Source organism: Cupriavidus consociatus (genome assembly GCF_017814975.1).
GTDB classification, from domain to species: domain Bacteria; phylum Pseudomonadota; class Gammaproteobacteria; order Burkholderiales; family Burkholderiaceae; genus Cupriavidus; species Cupriavidus consociatus.
In genome coordinates, this window is sequence record NZ_JAGIQA010000036.1 from 21248 (window position 1) to 41073 (window position 19826).

The 19826-nt window shown below is 66.7% G+C and carries 18 protein-coding genes; 9 read left to right on the forward strand and 9 right to left on the reverse strand.

What is annotated here, in order from left to right:
• Window positions 1–3: 3 nt before the first annotated feature.
• On the reverse strand, window positions 4–1404 hold the full coding sequence (locus J8I82_RS32880; protein WP_209763828.1) for a dihydrolipoyl dehydrogenase: 1401 nt from the start codon (window positions 1402–1404) through the stop codon (window positions 4–6).
• Between the two features lie 181 nt (window positions 1405–1585).
• Window positions 1586–2317, reverse strand: coding sequence for a glutathione peroxidase (locus J8I82_RS32885; RefSeq protein WP_209763829.1), 732 nt, complete (start codon window positions 2315–2317; stop codon window positions 1586–1588).
• A gap of 258 nt (window positions 2318–2575) precedes the next feature.
• Here J8I82_RS32885 and J8I82_RS32890 point away from each other — a divergent pair, with 258 nt between their 5' ends.
• The gene (locus J8I82_RS32890; RefSeq protein ID WP_245180387.1) at window positions 2576–4348 is read left to right on the forward strand and encodes a dipeptidase; all 1773 of its coding nucleotides are present in this window, start codon (window positions 2576–2578) and stop codon (window positions 4346–4348) included.
• A gap of 71 nt (window positions 4349–4419) precedes the next feature.
• On the opposite strand, the gene J8I82_RS32895 is transcribed toward J8I82_RS32890, so the two are convergent.
• The gene (locus tag J8I82_RS32895) at window positions 4420–4899 is read right to left on the reverse strand and encodes a nuclear transport factor 2 family protein (protein WP_209763830.1); all 480 of its coding nucleotides are present in this window, start codon (window positions 4897–4899) and stop codon (window positions 4420–4422) included.
• Window positions 4900–5183: 284 nt separating this feature from the next.
• Between J8I82_RS32895 and J8I82_RS32900 the strand changes: the two genes are divergently transcribed.
• Together J8I82_RS32900 and ada are read left to right on the forward strand one after the other, a co-directional pair.
• Entirely contained in the window at window positions 5184–5933 is a 750-nt protein-coding gene (locus tag J8I82_RS32900; RefSeq protein WP_209763860.1) for a 2OG-Fe(II) oxygenase, read from the forward strand.
• An 8-nt stretch (window positions 5934–5941) separates the two neighbouring features.
• Complete coding sequence (ada, locus tag J8I82_RS32905; protein ID WP_245180388.1) at window positions 5942–7036, forward strand: bifunctional DNA-binding transcriptional regulator/O6-methylguanine-DNA methyltransferase Ada; 1095 nt, start codon at window positions 5942–5944, stop codon at window positions 7034–7036.
• Between the two features lie 8 nt (window positions 7037–7044).
• Here ada and J8I82_RS32910 read toward each other — a convergent pair whose 3' ends face one another.
• Window positions 7045–8802, reverse strand: a complete 1758-nt coding sequence (locus tag J8I82_RS32910; RefSeq protein WP_209763831.1) for an FAD-dependent oxidoreductase — start codon at window positions 8800–8802, stop codon at window positions 7045–7047.
• Window positions 8803–9013: 211 nt separating this feature from the next.
• On the opposite strand from J8I82_RS32910, the gene J8I82_RS32915 reads away from it, so the two are divergent.
• From J8I82_RS32915 to J8I82_RS32925, 3 genes are all read left to right on the forward strand, one after another.
• Window positions 9014–9757, forward strand: a complete 744-nt coding sequence (locus J8I82_RS32915; protein WP_209763832.1) for a YceH family protein — start codon at window positions 9014–9016, stop codon at window positions 9755–9757.
• Window positions 9758–10034: 277 nt separating this feature from the next.
• On the forward strand, window positions 10035–10937 hold the full coding sequence (locus tag J8I82_RS32920) for a patatin-like phospholipase family protein (protein WP_209763861.1): 903 nt from the start codon (window positions 10035–10037) through the stop codon (window positions 10935–10937).
• Between the two features lie 48 nt (window positions 10938–10985).
• Complete coding sequence (locus tag J8I82_RS32925; RefSeq protein WP_209763833.1) at window positions 10986–11585, forward strand: TetR/AcrR family transcriptional regulator; 600 nt, start codon at window positions 10986–10988, stop codon at window positions 11583–11585.
• A 27-nt stretch (window positions 11586–11612) separates the two neighbouring features.
• Here J8I82_RS32925 and J8I82_RS32930 read toward each other — a convergent pair whose 3' ends face one another.
• From J8I82_RS32930 to J8I82_RS32945, 4 genes are read right to left on the reverse strand one after another with little or no spacing between them, the layout of a single operon-like run.
• Complete coding sequence (locus J8I82_RS32930; protein ID WP_209763834.1) at window positions 11613–12149, reverse strand: hypothetical protein; 537 nt, start codon at window positions 12147–12149, stop codon at window positions 11613–11615.
• Complete coding sequence (locus J8I82_RS32935) at window positions 12146–12331, reverse strand: hypothetical protein (protein WP_209763836.1); 186 nt, start codon at window positions 12329–12331, stop codon at window positions 12146–12148. The genes J8I82_RS32930 and J8I82_RS32935 overlap by 4 nt, the downstream gene beginning before the upstream one ends.
• A gap of 32 nt (window positions 12332–12363) precedes the next feature.
• Window positions 12364–13047, reverse strand: a complete 684-nt coding sequence (locus J8I82_RS32940) for an Hpt domain-containing protein (RefSeq protein ID WP_209763837.1) — start codon at window positions 13045–13047, stop codon at window positions 12364–12366.
• Window positions 13048–13092: 45 nt separating this feature from the next.
• Window positions 13093–13716 (reverse strand): response regulator transcription factor, encoded by a 624-nt coding sequence (locus J8I82_RS32945; RefSeq protein ID WP_209763838.1) that lies wholly within the window; start codon window positions 13714–13716, stop codon window positions 13093–13095.
• A 571-nt stretch (window positions 13717–14287) separates the two neighbouring features.
• Here J8I82_RS32945 and J8I82_RS32950 point away from each other — a divergent pair.
• Window positions 14288–16210 carry a PAS domain-containing sensor histidine kinase gene (locus tag J8I82_RS32950; RefSeq protein WP_284183234.1) on the forward strand — a complete coding sequence of 641 codons (1923 nt, stop codon included), beginning with the start codon at window positions 14288–14290 and terminating at the stop codon, window positions 16208–16210.
• A 32-nt stretch (window positions 16211–16242) separates the two neighbouring features.
• On the opposite strand, the gene J8I82_RS32955 is transcribed toward J8I82_RS32950, so the two are convergent.
• Complete coding sequence (locus J8I82_RS32955; protein ID WP_063240375.1) at window positions 16243–16716, reverse strand: Lrp/AsnC family transcriptional regulator; 474 nt, start codon at window positions 16714–16716, stop codon at window positions 16243–16245.
• 398 nt (window positions 16717–17114) lie between these two features.
• On the opposite strand from J8I82_RS32955, the gene hppD reads away from it, so the two are divergent.
• Window positions 17115–18194, forward strand: a complete 1080-nt coding sequence (hppD, locus tag J8I82_RS32960) for a 4-hydroxyphenylpyruvate dioxygenase (protein ID WP_209763839.1) — start codon at window positions 17115–17117, stop codon at window positions 18192–18194.
• Window positions 18195–18377: 183 nt separating this feature from the next.
• Window positions 18378–19772, forward strand: a complete 1395-nt coding sequence (locus J8I82_RS32965) for an amino acid permease (protein ID WP_209763840.1) — start codon at window positions 18378–18380, stop codon at window positions 19770–19772.
• Window positions 19773–19826 lie beyond the last annotated feature (54 nt).

Here is a 19826-nt window from a genome sequence, read left to right on the forward strand (position 1 = left end):
CCGTCATGCCGCAAGCCTGGCCGCCGCGTCGCGCAGCGCCGTACGCAGTCCCTCTTCCACGACCGGGTGGTAGAAAGGCATGCCCAGCATCTGCTCGATAGTCAGGCCCTGCTGGTACGACCACGCCAGCAAGTGTGCGATGTTTTCGGCACGGGGGCCGATCCATTCCGCGCCCAGGAAACGACCGCTCGCCTTGTCCGCGTAGACATGCATCAGCCCGCGGTTCTTCAGCATCACCCGGCTGCGGCCCTGGTCTTCGAAGCTCACTTCGCCGGTGACGAAGCTGCCTTCCCCGCGTTGCGCCAGGTCGGCGTAGCGCTGGCCGACCATCGCGATCTGCGGGTCGGAGAACACCACCGCCAGCGGCGCCCGGCGCGCCAGCCGCCTTACCTGCGGATAGCTCGCGGCGTTCTCTCCCGCAGCCTTGCCCTCGTCCGCGGCTTCGTGCAGCAGCGGCAGGATGTTGTTGGCGTCGCCGGCGATAAACACCGGCGCATTGCCGCACTGGAGTGTTTCGGGATCGAACACCGGCACGCCGCGCTGGTCCAGTGCCAGGCCGGTGTTTTCCAGGCCCAGGCCACGCACATTCGGCGCGCGGCCGGTGGCGGCCAGCGCGTAGTCGAAGCGCTCGGTCACGCTGCGGCCTTCGCGGTCGGCATAAGTTACCACCACCTGGTCGCCATCGCGGCCCATTTCACTCACCTTGGCATCCGGGTCGAGGTAGAACTCATCGTTGAAGGCCTTTGCCGCATAGGCGCGAATCGCCGGATCGGTCAGCGGCCCGAGCGAACCGCTGACGCCGAACACGCGCACCCGCACGCCGAGGCGCGACAGCGCCTGCCCGAGCTCCAGCCCGATCACGCCCGGCCCGAACACCACCACGCTGCCCGGCAGTTCTTCCCATGCGAACACATCGTCATTGACGATCAGGCGGTCGCCAAAAGCCTGGAACGGTGCGGGCAGCGCAGGTTTGGAGCCCGTGGCAATGACTACGCGGCTGGCGCGCACGGTCGTGCGGCCGTCCACTTCCAGCGTGGTGTTGTCGATAAAGCGGGCGTAGCCGCGGAGCCGGTCGGCTTCGGGGATGCTCTCCACGCCGCGCACGACAAAGCCGACAAAGCGGTCGCGCTCGCCGCGCACGCGGGCCATGACCTCGCGGCCCTCGATGCGGACCTGGCCATCCACGTGCACGCCGAACGGCGCGGTGTGGCGCAGTTCGTGCGCGGCCTCGGCGGCGGCGATCAGCAGCTTCGAAGGCATGCAGCCGACGCGGGCGCAGGTGGTGCCGTACGGGCCGCCTTCGATGATCACGGCGCGCTTGCCGGCGGCAATCGCGGCCCGGTAGGCGGCAAGGCCGGCGGTGCCTGCGCCGATCACGGCGACGTCGGCCTGGATAGTAGTCATGGCGTACGGTTCCTTGGTTGTCATGGCGTGAATCAGAGGTCAATCAACGGGCTGGATGGCACCGCCCTGCCCTTGCCAGCGAACTCGGGCAAGACGGTGCCATCGGGTCCGGCGACTGCCGGTCCCGCGCAAGCGGAAGCGAATGGATCCGGGCGGCTTAGCTGGTCACTAAGCTGGCCATTTAGCTGGCCAGGTACTTCTGCAGCGCCTCGGCGCCGCCGACCAGCTTGCCGTTGATGAAGACCTGCGGCGCGGTCATCTCGCCCGACACGGCGCCCAGCACCTTGCCGCGCACCTTGTTGTCCAGCGGCACGTCGATGTAATCGAAGCCGTTGTCGTCGAGCAGCTGCTTGGCCTTGGCGCAGAACGAACAGCCCACCTTCGAGAACACCACCACCTGGTCAGGCTTGCGCGCACCCGGGGCGATGTGGTTCAGCATGGTGTCGGCGTCCGAAACCTTGAACGGGTCGCCCGGCTCCTCCGGCTCGATGAACATCTTCTCGACCACGCCGTCGCGCACCAGCATCGAATAGCGCCAGCTGCGCTTGCCAAAGCCCAGGTCGGCCTTGTCCACCAGCATGCCCATGCCTTCGGTGAATTCACCGTTGCCGTCGGGGATCATGGTGATGTTTTCGGACTCCTGGTCCTTGGCCCATTCGTTCATCACGAAGGTATCGTTGACCGACACGCACAGGATGTCGTCGACGCCGTGTTTGGCGAACACCGGCGCCAGTTCGTTGTAGCGCGGCAGGTGGGTGGACGAACACGTCGGCGTGAAGGCGCCCGGCAGCGAGAACACGACCACGGTCTTGCCACTGAACAGCTCGCCGGTGGTGACGGTCTTCCACTCGTTGTCTTCACGGACGCGGAACGAAACATTGGGAACGCGTTGGCCTTCACGGGATTGCAGCATCGGAATCACTCCTTGGTCTGGATTCATGCGGTTGTTTCGGCTGCGTGTTGCAGCGAAGGCCCCATTCTGTCGACCGGAATGTGATTTGTACAATTCATCGTTTCAAACAAGCCAATTGTTTTTAGCTATCATTAGTTCATAGGAATCTGCTATTGCGGCCTGGGACACGCCGCGCGCGCGCATTCTCCGGCATATTTCTTCGGCAAACCCTGGCGAGTGCCCTATCATGCGGCATCCAACCTGACACCCTGCTTTGCAATGACCCCAATTTGCCGCCCGCACCACCGGCCGACGCCACGCCGGTGGGCTGCCCTGCTTGCGCTATCGCTGCTGATTGCGCACCCGGGGCAGGCGCAAACCCTGAAGAAGCCGGCGCTCGAGGCGCTGGTCAGCAGCCCCCGCACCGCCGCGACGGCCGACCTGCAGGCCTTCATGGCCGCCGCCGCCAAGGCCGAGCCGGCGGCCGCCCCGGCCGTGGCGGCCTGGCAAGCCAAGGCGCCGCTGGCCGGCGACAACCTGGTCAATATCGGCCGCCTGCTGGGCGTCTACAACCGCGTCCACAACGAGGCGGCGGTGATCGACACCATCGGCAAGATGGTGGCGTTGCGTACCGTGCGCGATGAAAAGATCGCCCAGCACGACAACCCCGCCATCGTGGAGTTCGGCAAGCTGGTGGAAAGCATGGCGCGCGACTTCGGGCTGGCCTACCGCAACGTGGACAACCGCGTGTTCGAAGTCACGCTGGCTGGCGGAGGCAAGGACACCTTCGGCATCCTGACGCACGCCGACGTGGTTCCGGCCGTAGCCGAGGAATGGGTGCTGGACGACGGCACCCGCCTCGATCCGTTCCGGCTGACGCGAGTCGGCGATGCGCTCTACGGGCGCGGCACCATCGACGACAAGGGCTCGATCGCCGCCGTGCTGTATGCGATGAAGACCGTCAAGGAAAGCGGCGTGCCGCTGGACCGCACCATCCGCCTGATGATCGAGACCACCGAAGAAACCGGCGGCGACGGCATGAAGTACTACCGCCAGCACGCCCCGCTGCCGGAGTACAACATCGTGCTCGACAGCAAGTACCCGGCCGTGGTCGCGGAGAAAGGCGCCGGCACCCTGACGGTCTCGTTCGGCATCAAGTCGGCCGACGGCAAGGCCGAACGCGGCAAGGCAGACGACAAGGGCCCCGTTATCGTGGCCATGCGCGGCGCCGCCTCGGCCAATGCCATTCCCGAGACCGCCACCGCGCGCATTGCCGGCGGCGATGCCGCCGCGGTGGCCGCGGCCCTCGAACAGGCGAAGGCGGACTTCGTGCGTCGCAACGCGCCGCGCGGCAAATTCTCGATCGACGTGAAGCGCGACGGCGATGAAGTCGAAGTCAAGGTCACCGGCGCATCCGCGCACGGCTCGCGCCCGGAGGAAGGCGTCAACCCGCTGCCGCGGCTGGCGCTGTTCCTGCAGGCCAGCGGCGTGCGCCTTGCCGACAACCACTACCTTAACGCGGTGCGCTACCTGAACGACCTGTACGGGCTGGACTACCTCGGCAACAAGATGGAGGTGGCATATCGCGATGCCTTCATGGGGCCGCTGACGATGTCGCCCACGCTGGTGCGCGAGCGCGGCGAGTATGTCGACGTGGTCACCAACGTGCGCATGCCGCGCGGGCGCACGCCAGACGAACTGGGCGCCCGCATCACCAAGCGCATCTTCGGCTGGGCCGCGACGCACGGGCCGGTGGAGATCAAGTACGACCAGGGCAACTGGATGGCGCGCGACCCCAAGGGCGCCTGGCTGTCCACGCTGCTGAATATCTTTGGCGACACTACCGGACTGGAAGCCAAGCCGGTCGCGACCGCGGGCAGCACCACCGCCAAGCTGATGCCCAATGCGATCAACTTCGGGCCGGCGATGCCGGGCAAGAAGTACACCGCGCACAATGCGCGCGAGTACAAGGAAGTGGGCGACCTGAACCTCGACATGCAGATGTTCACGGAAATGCTGGTGCGGATCGGCAACCTGGACAAGATGCAGTAGCGCTGGCTTGGCCGATTGTCTGGCGCCCTCTCCCGCGTGCGGGAGAGGCAGGACACAACAGCAGTCTTCGCTTACAAACCCAGCTCGCTCAGGCCCGGATGCCCGTCCGGACGACGCCCCAGCGGCCAATGGAACTTGCGGTCCGCGTCGCGGATCGGCGCATCGTTGATGCAGGCGAAACGGCGCCGCATCAGTCCCGCCTCATCGAACTCCCAGTTCTCGTTGCCATACGACCGGTACCAGTTGCCGGAATCGTCGTGCCATTCATAGGCAAAGCGCACCGCGATGCGGTTGCCGTCGTGCGCCCACAGCTCCTTGATCAGGCGGTAATCCAGTTCCTTCTGCCATTTGCGCTGCAGGAAAGCGACGATATCCGCGCGCCCATTGGCAAACTCTGCACGGTTGCGCCAGGCACTGTCGACGGTATAGGCCAGCGCCACGCGCTCCGGGTCGCGGCTGTTCCAGCCGTCTTCGGCGGCGCGGACCTTGGCGACGGCGGAATCGTGGGTGAACGGCGGCAGTGGCGGGCGGATTTCGGGTTGTGCGGACATCGGGTTTCTCCAGCAAGGCGAAGGGTGTTGGTGTGGCGGCCTGTGTCGTCCACGAGTGTCACGCCTCGACAATGATACAGACCTGTCTCATTATTTGTAGACAGATCTGTCTTGTCAAGGCAATTTCTCGTGCAGAATTCAAAAGCAAGACCCGGAGTGCCACGACCGATTGCCGGGCCTAAAGTGGGCACCATGCAAGCCAACACCGGAGAACGGCAGTGACGATCAAGCAGGCACAGGGTCCCCAGGCACGTGCGACGGCGGCTGGCGGACCGCGCCGTCCCGTGCCGGCACCTCAGGAAACCGGGCGCCAGCCGCCATCGCAAGCGGCCATTGGCGCGCGCATCGATGGCATCGACTGGGCCACGCTGGAGAGCGAGCTGGATGCTTATGGCTGCGCGGCCATCCGAGGCCTGCTGGCCGAAGCGGAATGCCGGGCGCTCGCCGCGTGCTACGAGCAGGACGGGCTGTACCGCTCGCGCATCGTGATGGCGCGGCACGGCTTCGGCCAGGGCGAGTACAAGTACTTCGCCTATCCCTTGCCGGACATCGTCGGCGCCTTGCGCACGGCGCTGTACCCGCGCCTCGTGCCCGTTGCCAACCGCTGGAACGCCGCCATGGGTTTCGACACTCGCTTTCCGGTCGCGCATGCGGACTACCTGGCGCGTTGCCACCAGGCCGGCCAGTCGCGCCCCACGCCGCTGCTGCTGCGCTACGGCCCCGGCGACTACAACTGCCTGCACCAGGACCTGTACGGCGAACATGTGTTTCCGCTGCAGGTGGCGGTGCTGCTGTCCGAGCCCGGACGCGATTTCACCGGCGGCCAGTTCGTGATGACCGAGCAGCGCCCGCGCATGCAGTCGCGCCCCGAAGTGGTGTCGCTGCGCCAGGGCGATGCGGTGGTGTTCGCCGTCAGCCAGCGGCCCGTGCAGGGCAGCCGGGGCAGCTACCGGGTCAACCTGCGCCATGGCGTCAGCCGGCTGCATGCGGGCCAGCGCTACACGCTCGGCATCATCTTCCACGACGCCAGCTGAGGATCGACATGCCTGCATCCATGCCAGGGCCCCGCCGCAACGCCGCCAGCCATGACAACGCCACTGCCATCGAGAACGACCCGCGCTGGGCGCGCGTGCTGGCGCGCGATCCCGCCGCCGACGGCAGCTTCGTCTACGCGGTCAAGACCACGGGCGTCTACTGCCTGCCCAGCAGCCAGTCGCGGCTGCCGCACCCCGCCAATGTCGAATTCTTCGACAACGCCTCGGCGGCCGAAGCCGCAGGCTACCGGCCAAGCCGCCGCGCCGCGCCACCGGCGCTGGCCGCGCAGCACGCCGCCATGGTGGCCGAAGCATGCCGCCGCATCGAGGCCGCCGACACCTTGCCCGCGCTGCACGAGCTGGCGCGCGCAGCCGGCGTCAGCCCCTACCACTTCCACCGGCTGTTCAAGGCCGCGACCGGCCTGACTCCGCGCACCTACGCGGCCGCGCACCGCGCCAGCAAGCTGCGCACGCAACTGGGCAGCAGCGAATCGGTGACGGAGGCCATCTACGATGCCGGCTTCGGCTCCAACAGCCGCTTCTACGAGACTGCGGACGCGGTACTCGGCATGACGCCGTCGCGCTACCGCGCCGGCGGCGCCGGCACCGATATCCGCTTCGCCATCGGCCAGTCCGCGCTGGGAGCGATCCTGGTTGCGCAGAGCGACCGCGGCGTCTGCGCGATCCTGCTGGGCGACGATCCGCAGACGCTGATTCAGGAGCTGCAGGACCAGTTCCCGCGGGCCAACCTGATCGGCGGGGACGCTCGCTTCGAGCAACTGGTGGCGCAGGTGGTGGGCTTTGTCGAGGCGCCATCGACCGGTCTGGCGCTGCCGCTGGACGTGCGCGGCACCGCCTTCCAGCAGCGCGTCTGGCAGGCGCTGCAAGAGATCCCGCCGGGCAGCACCGCCAGCTATGCCGAGATCGCTGCCCGCATCGGCGCGCCACGGGCGGTACGCGCGGTGGCGCAGGCCTGCGCGGCGAACCACCTGGCAGTGGCGATTCCGTGCCATCGCGTGGTGCGCAGTGACGGCGGCCTGTCAGGCTACCGCTGGGGCGTGGCGCGCAAGCGGGACTTGCTTGAGCGCGAAGCAAAAGGCTGAGGCTTGCGCTATCTTGCGGTCGCCAGCTGGACCTTCGCCAGGTAGTCGTGGATCTGCGCCACCACCGCGGCGCCCTCGCCCACCGCTGCCGCAACGCGCTTGGTCGAGCCCGAGCGCACGTCGCCGATGGCGAAGACACCCGGCACGCTGGTCTGCAGCGGATAGGGCACCGCTGCCGCGCAGCCAAGATCGCCGCCTCCGGTGCGCACAAAGCCCTTGTCGTCAACCTCGACATGACAGGTGCGCAGCCAGCTCGCATTGGGGTCGGCGCCGATGAACAGGAACAGGTGGCGCACGTCCATTTCCACCGGCGCGGGGCTCTCGCCTGGCGCGTCGTAGCGCACCCGCGACAACCAGCCGTTGCCCATCAGCGCGGTGATGTGCGCATGGGTATGCAACGTGACATTGGGCAGCGAACCGATGCGGTCGATCAGGTAGCGCGACATGGTCGCGGCCAGCCCGGGACCACGCACCAGCATATGCACGTGCGCGGCGTTCGACGCCAGGTAGACCGCCGCCTGCCCGGCCGAATTGCCACCGCCGACCAGCATCACGGGCTCGTGCCGGCACAGCTTGGCCTCTACCGGCGAAGCCCAATAGTAGACGCCGCGCCCCTCGAAGCGCTCGAGCGACTCGATGCCGGGCCGCCGGTATTGCGCACCGGTGGCGATCACCACGGTATGGGTCGGAATCATGCGTCCGTCGACCAGCTCGAGCCGGATCGGGTCGGTGCCGCAATGCAGGGCCTTCACTTCCAGCGGGATGGCGATATGCGCGCCGAACTTCAGCGCCTGCACGAACGCGCGTCCGGCCAGCGCTTGGCCGGATATGCCGGTAGGGAAGCCTAAATAGTTCTCGATGCGCGCGCTGGCGCCAGCCTGGCCGCCAGGCGAGCGGCAGTCGATCACCGCGACCGACAGCCCTTCGGATGCCGCATACACCGCCGTCGCCAGGCCGGCCGGCCCCGCGCCCACCACGATCACGTCATAGACATGGTCCGGGTCGAACTCCGGCAACAATCCCAGGCATGACGCCAGCTGGCCCTCGTCCGGCGCGCGCAGCACGCGGCCGTCGGGGCAGATCACCAGCGGGAAGTCGCTCGCGGGCGCGTGGGCATACTCGAGCAGCAGCGAGCAGTCGCCGTCCACGTCCATGTCGATCACGGTATGCGGATAGCCGTTGCGCCGCAGGAACGCCTGCAGCGCCAGCAGCAGCGGCTCGGTGCCGTGGCCGACCAGGACCGGGCCACTGCCGAACTCGATCAGGCCGACGCGTCGCAGGATCAGCGCGCGCATGATGCGCTCGCCCAGTTCGGCCTCGGCCACCAGCAGCGCGCGCAGGCGCTCGGGCGTGATCGCGTAGCCGTCGGTGTCGCTCACGGCGACGCCGTCGACCAGTGCCGGCCGGCCGCTGAGCGTGCCCACCTCTGCCAGGAAGTGGCCCGGTCCCTGTTCGGTGATCGTGTGCTCGCGGCCCAGCCCGTCGCGGCGCACGATGCGCACGCAGCCGCTGGTGACGAGATACATGCCGCGGCCGCTCTGGCCGATCGAGAACAGCTTCTCGCCGGCGCGCCAGCGCTGCGGCGTGCCGAAGCGCTGCACCCGTGCCATGTCTTCGGCGCCAAGCTGCGGGAACATCTGGTGCCAGCGCGACTCCAGCGTGGAGTACGGCGCTTCCAGGCCGGCGCCGTCAGGCGTTGCGCCCGCGCCGCCAGCCTCGCCGTCCGTGGCACCCGTTGCCATCGCTTCCGCCTGCGAAATCGCCATGTTGCCCCCCTGTAGTCGGTGCGCGCGCCGCCAGTCGCTGCGCGGCCTATCGATAGTAGACGGCACGCCGCAGAATGCGAGAGACGAACCCGGCGCAAACAGCGGTGCGGCGGCGCCGGCATGGCATAGTTGCGCCTGGCGCTGCCTTGCGCTTGAATGGGAGCGCGCTGCCAGGCCGGCAGGCGCGGCCCGAGTCCAACCCAGAGTCTTGATGCAACCCGATTCCGTCTCCGACGCCAGCCAGCCTGGCGACCGCCCCGCCCGCCCCGCGCCGCGGCCCCTTTCCGCCGTGGAAGGACGCGTACTCGGCGTGCTGGTGGAAAAACAGCACACCGTCCCCGACACCTATCCGCTGTCGCTCAATGCCCTCGCCTCGGGCTGCAACCAGAAGACCGCCCGCGCCCCCGTCATGAACGTGAGCGAGCCCGAGATCCTCGACGCCATCGACGGCCTCAAGCACCTGAGCCTGGTCTTCGAGGGCAGCAGCAGCCGCGTGCCGCGCTTCGAGCACAATATGCAGCGCGCGCTGGCCGTGCCGAGCCAGTCAGTGGCGCTGCTGGCAATGCTGTTGCTGCGCGGGCCGCAGACCGCGGCAGAACTGCGCCTGAACACGGCGCGCCTGCACGCGTTTGCCGATATTTCGTCGGTGGAGGGGTTCCTGGATGAACTGGCGGAGCGCGAGCCGCCCTTCGTAGTGCGGCTGGCGCGCGCGCCCGGCGCGCGCGAGCACCGCTGGATGCATCTGCTGGGTGGCGATGCGGGGCTGGAAGCCGCGCAGGAGCCGGCTTACGGCGGCGGCCAGGGCGGCGCCGACGGAGGTGCCGGGACGACCGCCGAACTTGCCCAACTGCGCGCGGAACACCAGGCGCTATCGGAGAAGGTTGTCCGCCTGCAGGCGCTGGTCGAGCATATGGCCAGCCAGCTTGGGATTTCTCCCGACGAATTCCTGGAATAGCGCACCCAAATACTTTTCGCGTCCCGGCAGGCCCTGCCGTGGCCGCGGGTACTGCCAGGGGGACCGTCCTGCTGCCAGCCCTGCGTGAACTTACCGACAATATTCTCCTGGCGGTTAATTGCATTATTTAGCCCGAAGCATGGACGTGGCAGATCGGCGCTTCGGGGACACCATCATGTCCAGCCGGTCTGCTGTCGGTTATGCTTTTCCAGGGTCGGGACACGCAAGCCGACATGCAAAGGAAACGGCGCGGACGCACCGCGCCATGACGACAGCCATGGACAAGACAGCCTTCGTATTTGCCGGCGGCGGCAGCCTCGGCGCAATCCAGGTCGGCATGCTGCGCGAGCTGGTGGCATGGGGCGTGACGCCCGACATCGTCATAGGCGCCTCGGCGGGTGCAATCAACGGAGCCTATTTCGCCTGCAATCCCGGCGTCGACGGCGCTGGCCGCCTTGAGCAGTTGTGGCGCGGCATCCGCCGCGCCGACATCATGCCGTGGGGCTGGCGCAGCGTGCTTGGCATGGTCGGGCGCAGCCGCGGGCACCTGGTCGAGTCGGCGGGCCTGCGCGCGCTGCTGGCCCGCCATTTCGGGCCGCGCCGGCTCGAAGCCGCCGACCTGCCCCTCCACGTGGTCGCGACCGACATGAGCAGCGGCGACGAGGTGCTGCTCTCGCACGGCAACATTGTCGATGCGGTGCTGGCCAGCGCCGCCATTCCCGGCGTGTTCCCGCCGGTGCAGTTCGAAGGCCGCACGCTGATCGACGGGGGCGTGGCCAACAATACCCCGGTATCCACCGCCGTTGCCCTCGGTGCCACCCGGGTGATCGTGCTGCCCGCCGGGTTCACTTGCGCCGAGCGCCGGGCGCCGCGCGGCGCGCTGGAGCATGCCTTCAATGCGCTATCGCTGCTGGTGGCGCGCCAGCTGGTGAACGACCTGCAGCACTTTGCCGACCGGGCATATATCAGCGTGGTCCCACCGCTGTGCCCGCTCGATATCTCGCCCTACGACTACACGCGCTGCGGCGAACTGATCGACCGCGCCGCCGCCACCACCGCCCAGTGGCTGCAGGGCAAGGGCCTGGAGAGCCGACATGTCCCGCACGCGCTGCACGTGCACTCGCACGACGACGCATCGCCCAGCTGCAGTACCGATATTCCGGCGGAAGCGCCGCACTGACGGCGCCCGCCTTCGGGCAGGTTCCGGCACGTTGCTACAATGGCCGGCATGCCGTCCCAGACCGAGCGCAGCGCGAGTACCCGCCAGGCCCTGATCGAAGCCGCCGCAGCCTTGCTGATCGAGCAAGGCTATGCGGCTTTCTCGGAAGCGCGCGTCAGCGAAATCGCCGGCACCAGCCGCGGCTCGCTGCGCCATCATTTCCCCGATGGCCGCTATGACCTGCTGCCCGCCATGCTGGCGTGGCTGCTGGAGCGCGAGTCCGCCAGGCTGGCGGCTCTCGGGCCGCTCACTCCGACGCTGCGGCTGCACCTGATGCTGCATATCCTGGCGAACCGCCCGCAGCGCCACAGCTCGCTGGCGGTCCTGGAAGTCTGGATGGCGGCGCGCGGCGATGAACGCCTGGCACGCGCGGTCCGCGACCCGCTCGAGACCGTGCCGTCGCTGCTGTTCGGCCAACCTGCCGATGCGCCGCCTCGGCCGGAATGGCTGGCGCTGCGGTGCTTCCTGCACGGTGCCACGCTGCAGAGCTTCGCGCCCGACTATGACGGCCATGCGCTGGCCGATGCCGTGCGCTGGCTGCTGGTCCAGATCCCCGCGCCGGCCGGGCTCGACGCGGTGCTGGGGCGGATGAACCTGGCGCAGCGATAACCAGCCGGGTTTCCTGGCTTCAGGGATTCAGGGCAGCCGCGCCAGCAAGCGGTCGCGCCATGTGGGCGGCAGCGCCAGCCGGCCTGGCGCGCCCCCGGCCGGAGACGCGTAGACCAGCGCCTGGCCATCCCAGCTCACGTGGACCGGGCCGACGCTGGTGATGGTTCGATGGGCCAGCAAATGCTCGCGCCCTCCACCACCTCCATCGCCTCCACCACCTCCATCGCCATACACGCGCAGCAGCAGCCGGTCATGGCGCAGGTAGCAGGTTTCCGCGGCGTAGCGTGCGGCCGCGTCGACCGCCGGCAGGTGCCGGCAGTTGTGGGCACCGGCGCGCTCCCATGCACCGTGCCCATAAACGATCGCCGTCCAGATGGCGCCGAGTGCGGCCAGCCGGCCAATTGCAACGCGCACCAGGCGCTGCGCCCGTTCGCGGCGCCCCTCGCGCGTGGCCAGCACCTGCAAGATGGCGCGGCCGGAAAAGAACGACAGCAGCAGCAGCGCCAGCGCAGCCAGGTGGAAATAGAAGGCCGATTCCGGCAATGCCGCCAACGCATGATTCATGACCCGTTCCCGGAAAATGCCGGCGCCGGGTCTGGAGAAATCTGGCTGGAAATGCCACGCCAAAATCCATCCATGCCCGCACCGAATGAATCGGCAGCATTCATTACCGGATATTCAGGATAACCAGCCACCGTTAATCCAGAATAATCACGCGGCGTACTTGCGCCAATCAGGTAAATCACCGTGCCTGATAATCGCGTCAATTGGCCAGGCGTTATGTCCTGGCTGCCATTGCCGCCAGCAATTCAACCAGGCGCGCGCAGGTGGGCTCGAAAACCGCGCGGAGTGCCAGCACCGTGCCGGCATCGCCGCTGCGGGCGGCATCTTCCATGCGTTGTGCCAGCATGCGCAGGGTGTCGCAACCGACATAGTGCGCAGACGATTTCATCCGATGCGCAATGCTGCCGCAGGTTTCCATTTCGGTGCCGGCGGCGCGCAGCTGCGCCAGGTCGGCCTGCGCCGACGTCATCAGCGCTTGCAGCAGTTCGGCTGCGAAGCCCTTGTCGCCGAGGGTCTGCGCGGCAATCGCAGCGGGGATCGCAGCAGCCTCGTGCGCAGGCAGCGCAAGGTAGTGGCGCTCGGCCAGCATGGCAAGTATCGCCGCCTCGGTTGTCGGCACCGGCAACCGGGCCACGAAGGCACCATGGACCACCTGCGTCCCGGGCGCTATCGCGACCCCGCACAGCGCGCCGGCGGCATGCCAGCCTTCCAGCAGCGTGGGCGGCAAGGACGTGCCCGGCCCGGCGATGACCAGCCCGGCCTTGCCCGCCGATGCCGGCGAAAACGCCGTACCCGGCGTAGCTAGTTGCGGCGCAAAGCCCAGCCGCTGCAGCAGCGCCGCCAGGCCGGCGGCCCACTGTCCGTCGTGCAGGGCCGCAATCAGCAGCGCGCCGGTCATGGCAGCGCGCCTCCGGGCAATGCGAATGAAATCAGGTCCGCCATGTCAGCCGATCGCAATATGGTGGCGCCGTGCAAAATCAATGACATCCACAATCGAGCGCGCCCCGAGTTTTTCCATGATCCGCGTCTTGTGGGTGCTGACGGTCTTGTTGGAAATAAACAGGACTTCGCCGATCTCCTTGTTGCTCATCCCTTTCGCCAGCATTTGCATGATAATCAGCTCCTTGTCCGACAGGCTGGCCAGGCGCAATGCCTCATCGCCGAACCCGGCTTTGCCGCTCTCGAGTTCGGGCATTACCGTGTACCCCGCCAGCACCGATTCGGCGCAACGCACGATTTCCGAAATCTCCTGGGTCTTGCTGACGAAGCCATGCGCGCCCGCCTGGCGTGCCCTTGGTGCAAAGGTATTCTGGTCCTGGCCCGAGATCACCAGGATGCGCACGCCCGGATGCACGGACTTGAGGCGGGGGATCACGTCAAGCCCGTTGATCTTCGGTATGTCCAGGTCGAGGATCACCACGTCCGGGGCATACTGCCGCACGATTTCCACGGCAGCCTGGCCATTGTCCGCTTCCAGCACATGCGTGACGCCCAGCACCTGGGACAAGTGGGTCTTGAGGACGACTCGCACGGGCGGATGATCGTCGACGATCAGGATAGTGGCCACTGCAATGACTCCATAGCGAACTTTTCTGTGCCTGAGTGAAGGAACACAAACGCAGGCGTTGCAGAATTGTGCTCAGCATTTGCTCACGAGAACACCTGAAGGCTCCGAGGAGTGAAAAGAATCTTCCCATCTTCGTGGGCAGGCAAGTGGGTGTCCTGCTTTCCTATCCCGGACCGTGTTTCTGTCGCGAGCGCCGCAGCATGGATGGAGCGCACAACATCGCGATTGGGCAAGGTGAAATCATAGCGCTCCGGTCGGACTTGCAATGTGCAGAAAGCGTCGCCCGACATGCATTCCGCTGGCGCGCGCGCGGGCTTAACGCCCGCTGCAGGCCAGCCAGTGGCAGTGCATTAGGCACCGTCGCCACGCAATTCGGAAATTTCCACAGGCATTTTCGGCGTTGTCTGAATGAGGTGGCGCAGCTTGGCTCATAGAGTGAATACCAGCCGCATTTTCCTGGTTCGCCTTGCCCCCGTTGCCCTGCCTCCCCTCCTTTTCCTGGTTGCCTGCCTGTTCGAAATCCCACCGCACGGCATCCCGCGCCCCATCGCGCTCCCGCCACGCAAATGCCGTGTTGCATCGTTGGGCCGCGATGCTCCTGATCGCCTTCTCGACCGGCGCCGCGGGCCAGGCCATGGCGCCCCTGCACGCCGCACCGCTCGCCCTTGAACGCCTGTACGGCTGGGCCGCGATGCTGCTCTGCGGCCTCAGTGCATGCCTGCTGGCATGGATCGCCGTACTCCACCGCGAGGTCCGCCGGCGCCGCGCCGCCGAGAGCGCGCTGAACGACCACATCGCGATCCAGTCGGCGCTGCTTGACGGCATCCCGCAACCGGTCTATTTGCGCGATGCCTCGCTGCGGCTCATCACCTGCAACCGCAGCTACGAGGAACTCGTCGGCGTCACGCGCGATCTGCTGCGCGGGCAGCCGCTCGATGCACCAGGCCATGCGCATCCCATCGTCACCGACATGGCCGAGCTGGCGCGCGACTACCGCAAGGTCCTCGACGAGGGCGCGCCGCTGCGAAAGGACCGTTGCCTGCAGCTCGATGGGCGCAGCCATCATGTGCTCAACTGGATCACCCCGCTGCGCGCCGCCGACGGCAAGGTCAAGGGCCTCGCGGGCGGCTGCGTCGACCTGACTGAACGCCATGACATGCTGGCCGAACTGGCGCACGCCAAGGCCGAGGCGGAAGCCGCCAACCGCGCCAAATCCACCTTCCTCGCTTCGGTCAGCCATGAGATCCGCACGCCGATGAACGCGATCACCGGCATGCTGGAGCTGACACTGGCGCAATGCCAGCTGCCTGACCACGAACGGCTCCAGCTGGTGACCGCGCACCAGTCGGCGCTTGGCCTGCTGGCACTGATCGACGACATCCTGGACTTGTCAAAGATGGAGGCCGGCAAGTTCAGCGTCCACCCGGCGCCGGCATCGCTGCCGGCGCTGGTCAAGGACACCCTGCTGATATTTGGTCCCGTGGCCGAGCAGAAAGGATTGACGCTGACCAGCGAAACCGGCCTCGGCGTCGCGCCGCTGCACCAGGTCGACGGCCTGCGCTTCCGCCAGATCCTGGGCAACCTGGTGTCGAACGCGGTGCGCTTTACCGACCGCGGGACGATTCATATACAGCTCGAAGCCGCGCCGGCCGAGTACGGCAGGCAAGGCGTGACGCTGACCGTTAGCGATACGGGCATCGGCATACAACCGGCGGCGCAAGCGCGGCTGTTCGAGCCGTTCGCGCAGGTACACGGCCAGTCGCGCGCGCACGCAGGCGGCACCGGGCTCGGCCTGGCGATCTGCCGGCGCCTGGCGAGCGCGATGGGCGGACAGATTGCGCTGGCCAGCCAGCCGGGCCAGGGGACGCGCGTGACGGTATTGCTGCCGCTGGCGTTGGCCGACGCCATCGCTGCCGCGCCGGCGCAGCCGGTGCCAATGCCGGGCTACGCACGCTGCCATGCCCGCATCCTGGTGATCGACGACCATGCGCCCAATCGCCTGCTGCTGCAGCGCCAGCTGGAGTACCTGGGCCACCATGTGGCTACCGCGAAGGACGGCCGTGACGGGCTGGCCAGACTCGATGGCGCCGTGTTCGATATTGTCGTCTGCGACTGCGCGATGCCGGTGATGGATGGCCTGGCGTTCGCCCGCGCGGTGCGGGCGCGCGATGACGCGGTCCGCAATTTACCGATCATCGGCTGCACCGCCAGTGCCGTGGCGGATGACCATGCCGCGGCGCTGGCTGCCGGCATGAATGCGGTGATCGTCAAGCCAGTGGGCCTGCAGGCTCTGGACGAGGCGGTGGCACGCGCCTGTAGCGGCGGCCATCCGCCGCCGCGGCCTCGGCCAGCGGTGACGGTGCATGCGCCACGATCCGATCCGCCCGCCAGGGATGCGCCGGACGCCAGCAAGCCCGGCTCATGTCCCGCCTGGTGTGCGGTTTGCCGCGCGATGAATGTGGCGTGCGACCGGATCGACGCGGTTTCGGAGTAACGGCCCCCCTCTGAGGAACCCCGCGCGCGCTTTCAGGCTTCCACCGGCACGGCGCTGGTGCACTTGATCTCGTCCAGGCAGACGCTGGACTTGACCGCACTGACACCCGGGATGCGCATCAGCGTATCGAGCAGGAAGTCAGACAACGCCTTCAGGTCCTTGGCGACCACCTTCAGCACGTAGTCGATATCGCCGGTCACGGAAAAGCACTCCTGGATCTGCGCCAGTTCCGCCACCAGCCGTTTGAAGTTGGAGAGCTCGCGGATATGCCCGCGCTCCATGGTCACGTGGATAAAGGCAACCACACCCAGGCCAAGGGCAGCGGCATCCAGCCGCGCTTCGTAGCGCTTGACCAGCCCGGCCTCTTCCAGGCGGCGGTGGCGCCGCAGCGTTTGTGCCGGAGACAGCGCAATGGCCTCGGCAAGCTCCAGGTTTGAGGCACGCGCGCGCTCCTGCAAGACCGCCAGCAGGCGGCGATCGGTACGGTCCAGCTCGATCGTTTGCACTTTGATTTCCTCACTTCAGAGATTCAAGCAATTTTATTTCATAAGCTAGGGTTTCCCTGCGTGGCTAACGAAATCCAATTTTGCTAGGCAGAATATACACTGCATCCCAAGCCAGCGACATAAAGCCAGCGCCATTACCGGGTTGGCTGGCAATGACTGGCGGCGGCGCCACCCGATCCCGGCGACGTCGCCACTGCAATAATATTTCCCGATTGACCGGTTCTGAACGCCCCCATGACCATGAACCTGCCTTCCTTGCCTGGCATGCCAGGCGCCGCCGCCGATGGCGCGGAGCGCTGAACCGGAATCCCGACATCCGACGCGCGCCGGCCCTGCCCACGGCACTCTGCCCGCGTCTCACCGATCCAATCACTCAACTTCCCCTTAGCGAGAAAGCCATGGCCGACCTGTTTGACAACCCGATGCAACTGATGGGCTTCGAATTCGTGGAATTCGCCTCGCCCACCCCGAATGTGCTCGAGCCGCTGTTCGAGCAGATGGGCTTCACGCTGGTGGCGAAGCACCGCTCCAAGGACGTGGTGCTCTACCGCCAGGGCGAGGTGAACTTCATCGTCAACCGCGAGCCACAGAGCCACGCTGCCTACTTTGCCGCCGAGCACGGCCCCAGCGCCTGCGGCATGGCCTTCCGCGTCAAGGATTCGCACAAGGCCTATGCCCGCGCGCTGGAACTGGGTGCGCAACCGGTGGAAATCTCGACCGGCCCGATGGAACTGCGCCTGCCCGCGATCAAGGGCATCGGCGGCGCGCCGCTGTACCTGATCGACCGCTTCGAGGAAGGCAAGTCGATCTATGACATCGACTTCGAGTTCATCGAGGGCGTCGACCGCCACCCGGTCGGCCACGGCCTCAAGCTGATCGACCACCTGACGCACAATGTCTACCGTGGCCGCATGGCTTATTGGGCGAATTTCTACGAAAAACTGTTCAATTTCCGCGAAATCCGCTATTTCGACATCCAGGGCGAATACACCGGCCTGACCTCCAAGGCCATGACCGCCCCGGATGGTAAAATCCGCATCCCGCTGAACGAGGAATCGTCCAAGGGCGCCGGACAGATCGAAGAGTTCCTGATGGCCTTCAATGGCGAAGGCATCCAGCACATCGCCTTCCTGACCGACAACCTGATCGAGGTCATCGACAACCTGCAACTCGCAGGCGTGCCGCTGATGACCGCGCCGAACGACTACTACTACGAAGCGCTGGACACGCGCCTGCCCGGCCATGGCCAGCCCGTCGAGCAACTGAAGTCGCGCGGCATCCTGCTGGACGGCACCACGGAAGGCGGCAAGCCCCGCCTGCTGCTGCAGATCTTCTCCAAGACCGCCCTGGGTCCGGTGTTCTTCGAGTTCATCCAGCGTCGCGGCGACGAAGGCTTCGGCGAAGGTAACTTCAAGGCGCTGTTCGAGTCGCTGGAACGCGACCAGATCGAGCGCGGCACGCTCAAGGTCGAAGCCTGACCGGCATCGGCCTTCACTGACCGGCCGCCTGTGACAGGCACCAGCCGGTTCCGGTAAGCGAACCACTCACGCGGCAGTCACCCTGCCGCGCGGGTGGTGGCGTCCCCCGGCCCAAGCGTCCGACTCCAAACAGCCAGAGGCGCGGGCCCACATTCCATGAGAATGGGTAGAGGAAACAACTGAATGCATGCAAGCAGCAATGACGGCACGCTCAAGCGTGGCCTGAAGAACCGGCATATCCAGCTGATCGCGCTGGGCGGCGCCATCGGCACCGGCCTTTTCCTGGGCATCGCCCAGACCATCAAGATGGCGGGACCGTCGGTCCTGCTTGGCTACGCGATCGCCGGCATCGTGGCGTTCTTCATCATGCGCCAGCTCGGCGAGATGGTGGTGGACGAGCCCGTCGCCGGCTCCTTCAGCTACTTCGCCGACAAGTACTGCGGCCACTTCGCCGGCTTCATCTCCGGCTGGAACTACTGGGTGCTGTATATCCTGGTGAGCATGGCCGAACTGTCGGCCGTCGGCATCTACGTGCAGTACTGGTGGCCGGAAATCCCGACCTGGGTCTCGGCGCTGGTGTTCTTCCTGGTGATCAATGCGATCAACCTGTCGAGCGTGAAATCCTTCGGCGAGATGGAATTCTGGTTCTCGATCATCAAGGTCGCCGCCATCATCGGCATGATCGGCTTCGGCGGCTACCTGCTGATGTCCGGCAATGCCGGCCCGCAGGCCAGCGTTGCCAACCTGTGGCAGCACGGCGGCTTCTTCCCCAACGGCATGGGCGGCCTGGTGATGGCCATGGCGGTGATCATGTTCTCGTTCGGCGGGCTGGAACTGGTGGGCATTACCGCGGCGGAAGCAGATTCGCCCGAGAAGACCATTCCCAAGGCCACCAACCAGGTGATCTATCGCATCCTGATCTTCTATGTGGGCGCGCTGGCAGTGCTGCTGTCGCTGTACCCGTGGGAGAACGTGGTCACCGGCGGCAGCCCGTTCGTGCTGATCTTCCATGCGCTGAACAGCAACTGGGTCGCCAACGTGCTGAACGTGGTGGTGCTGACCGCGGCGCTGTCGGTCTACAACAGCGGCGTGTACTGCAACAGCCGCATGCTGTACGGCCTGGCCCAGCAAGGCAATGCGCCCAAGGCGCTGCTGAAGGTCAACAGGCGCGGCATCCCGCTGACGGCGCTGGGCTTCTCGGCGCTGGCCACCGCGGCCTGCGTGGTGATCAACTACTTCATGCCGGGCAAGGCCTTCGAGCTGCTGATGGGCCTGGTGGTGTCGGCCCTGATCATCAACTGGGCCATGATCAGCCTGATCCACCTGAAGTTCCGCGCTGACAAGCGCCGTGCCGGCCAGTCCACGAAGTTCCAGAGCTGGGGTTACCCGCTCACCAACTACCTGTGCCTGGTGTTCCTCGCCGGCATCCTGGTGGTGATGTACCTGACCGAAGGCCTGCGCCTCTCGGTCTACTTGATCCCGGTGTGGCTGGTGGTCCTCGGCGTCAGCTACCTGCTGCGCCAGAAGAATGCGGCCGCCACGGTGCAGGACGGCGTCACCGCCCAGCAACTGCGCTGACCGGCCAGTGCGGCGCCTGCAGGCTGCGGGCGCCGCCGGTTAGAATCCTTGCTG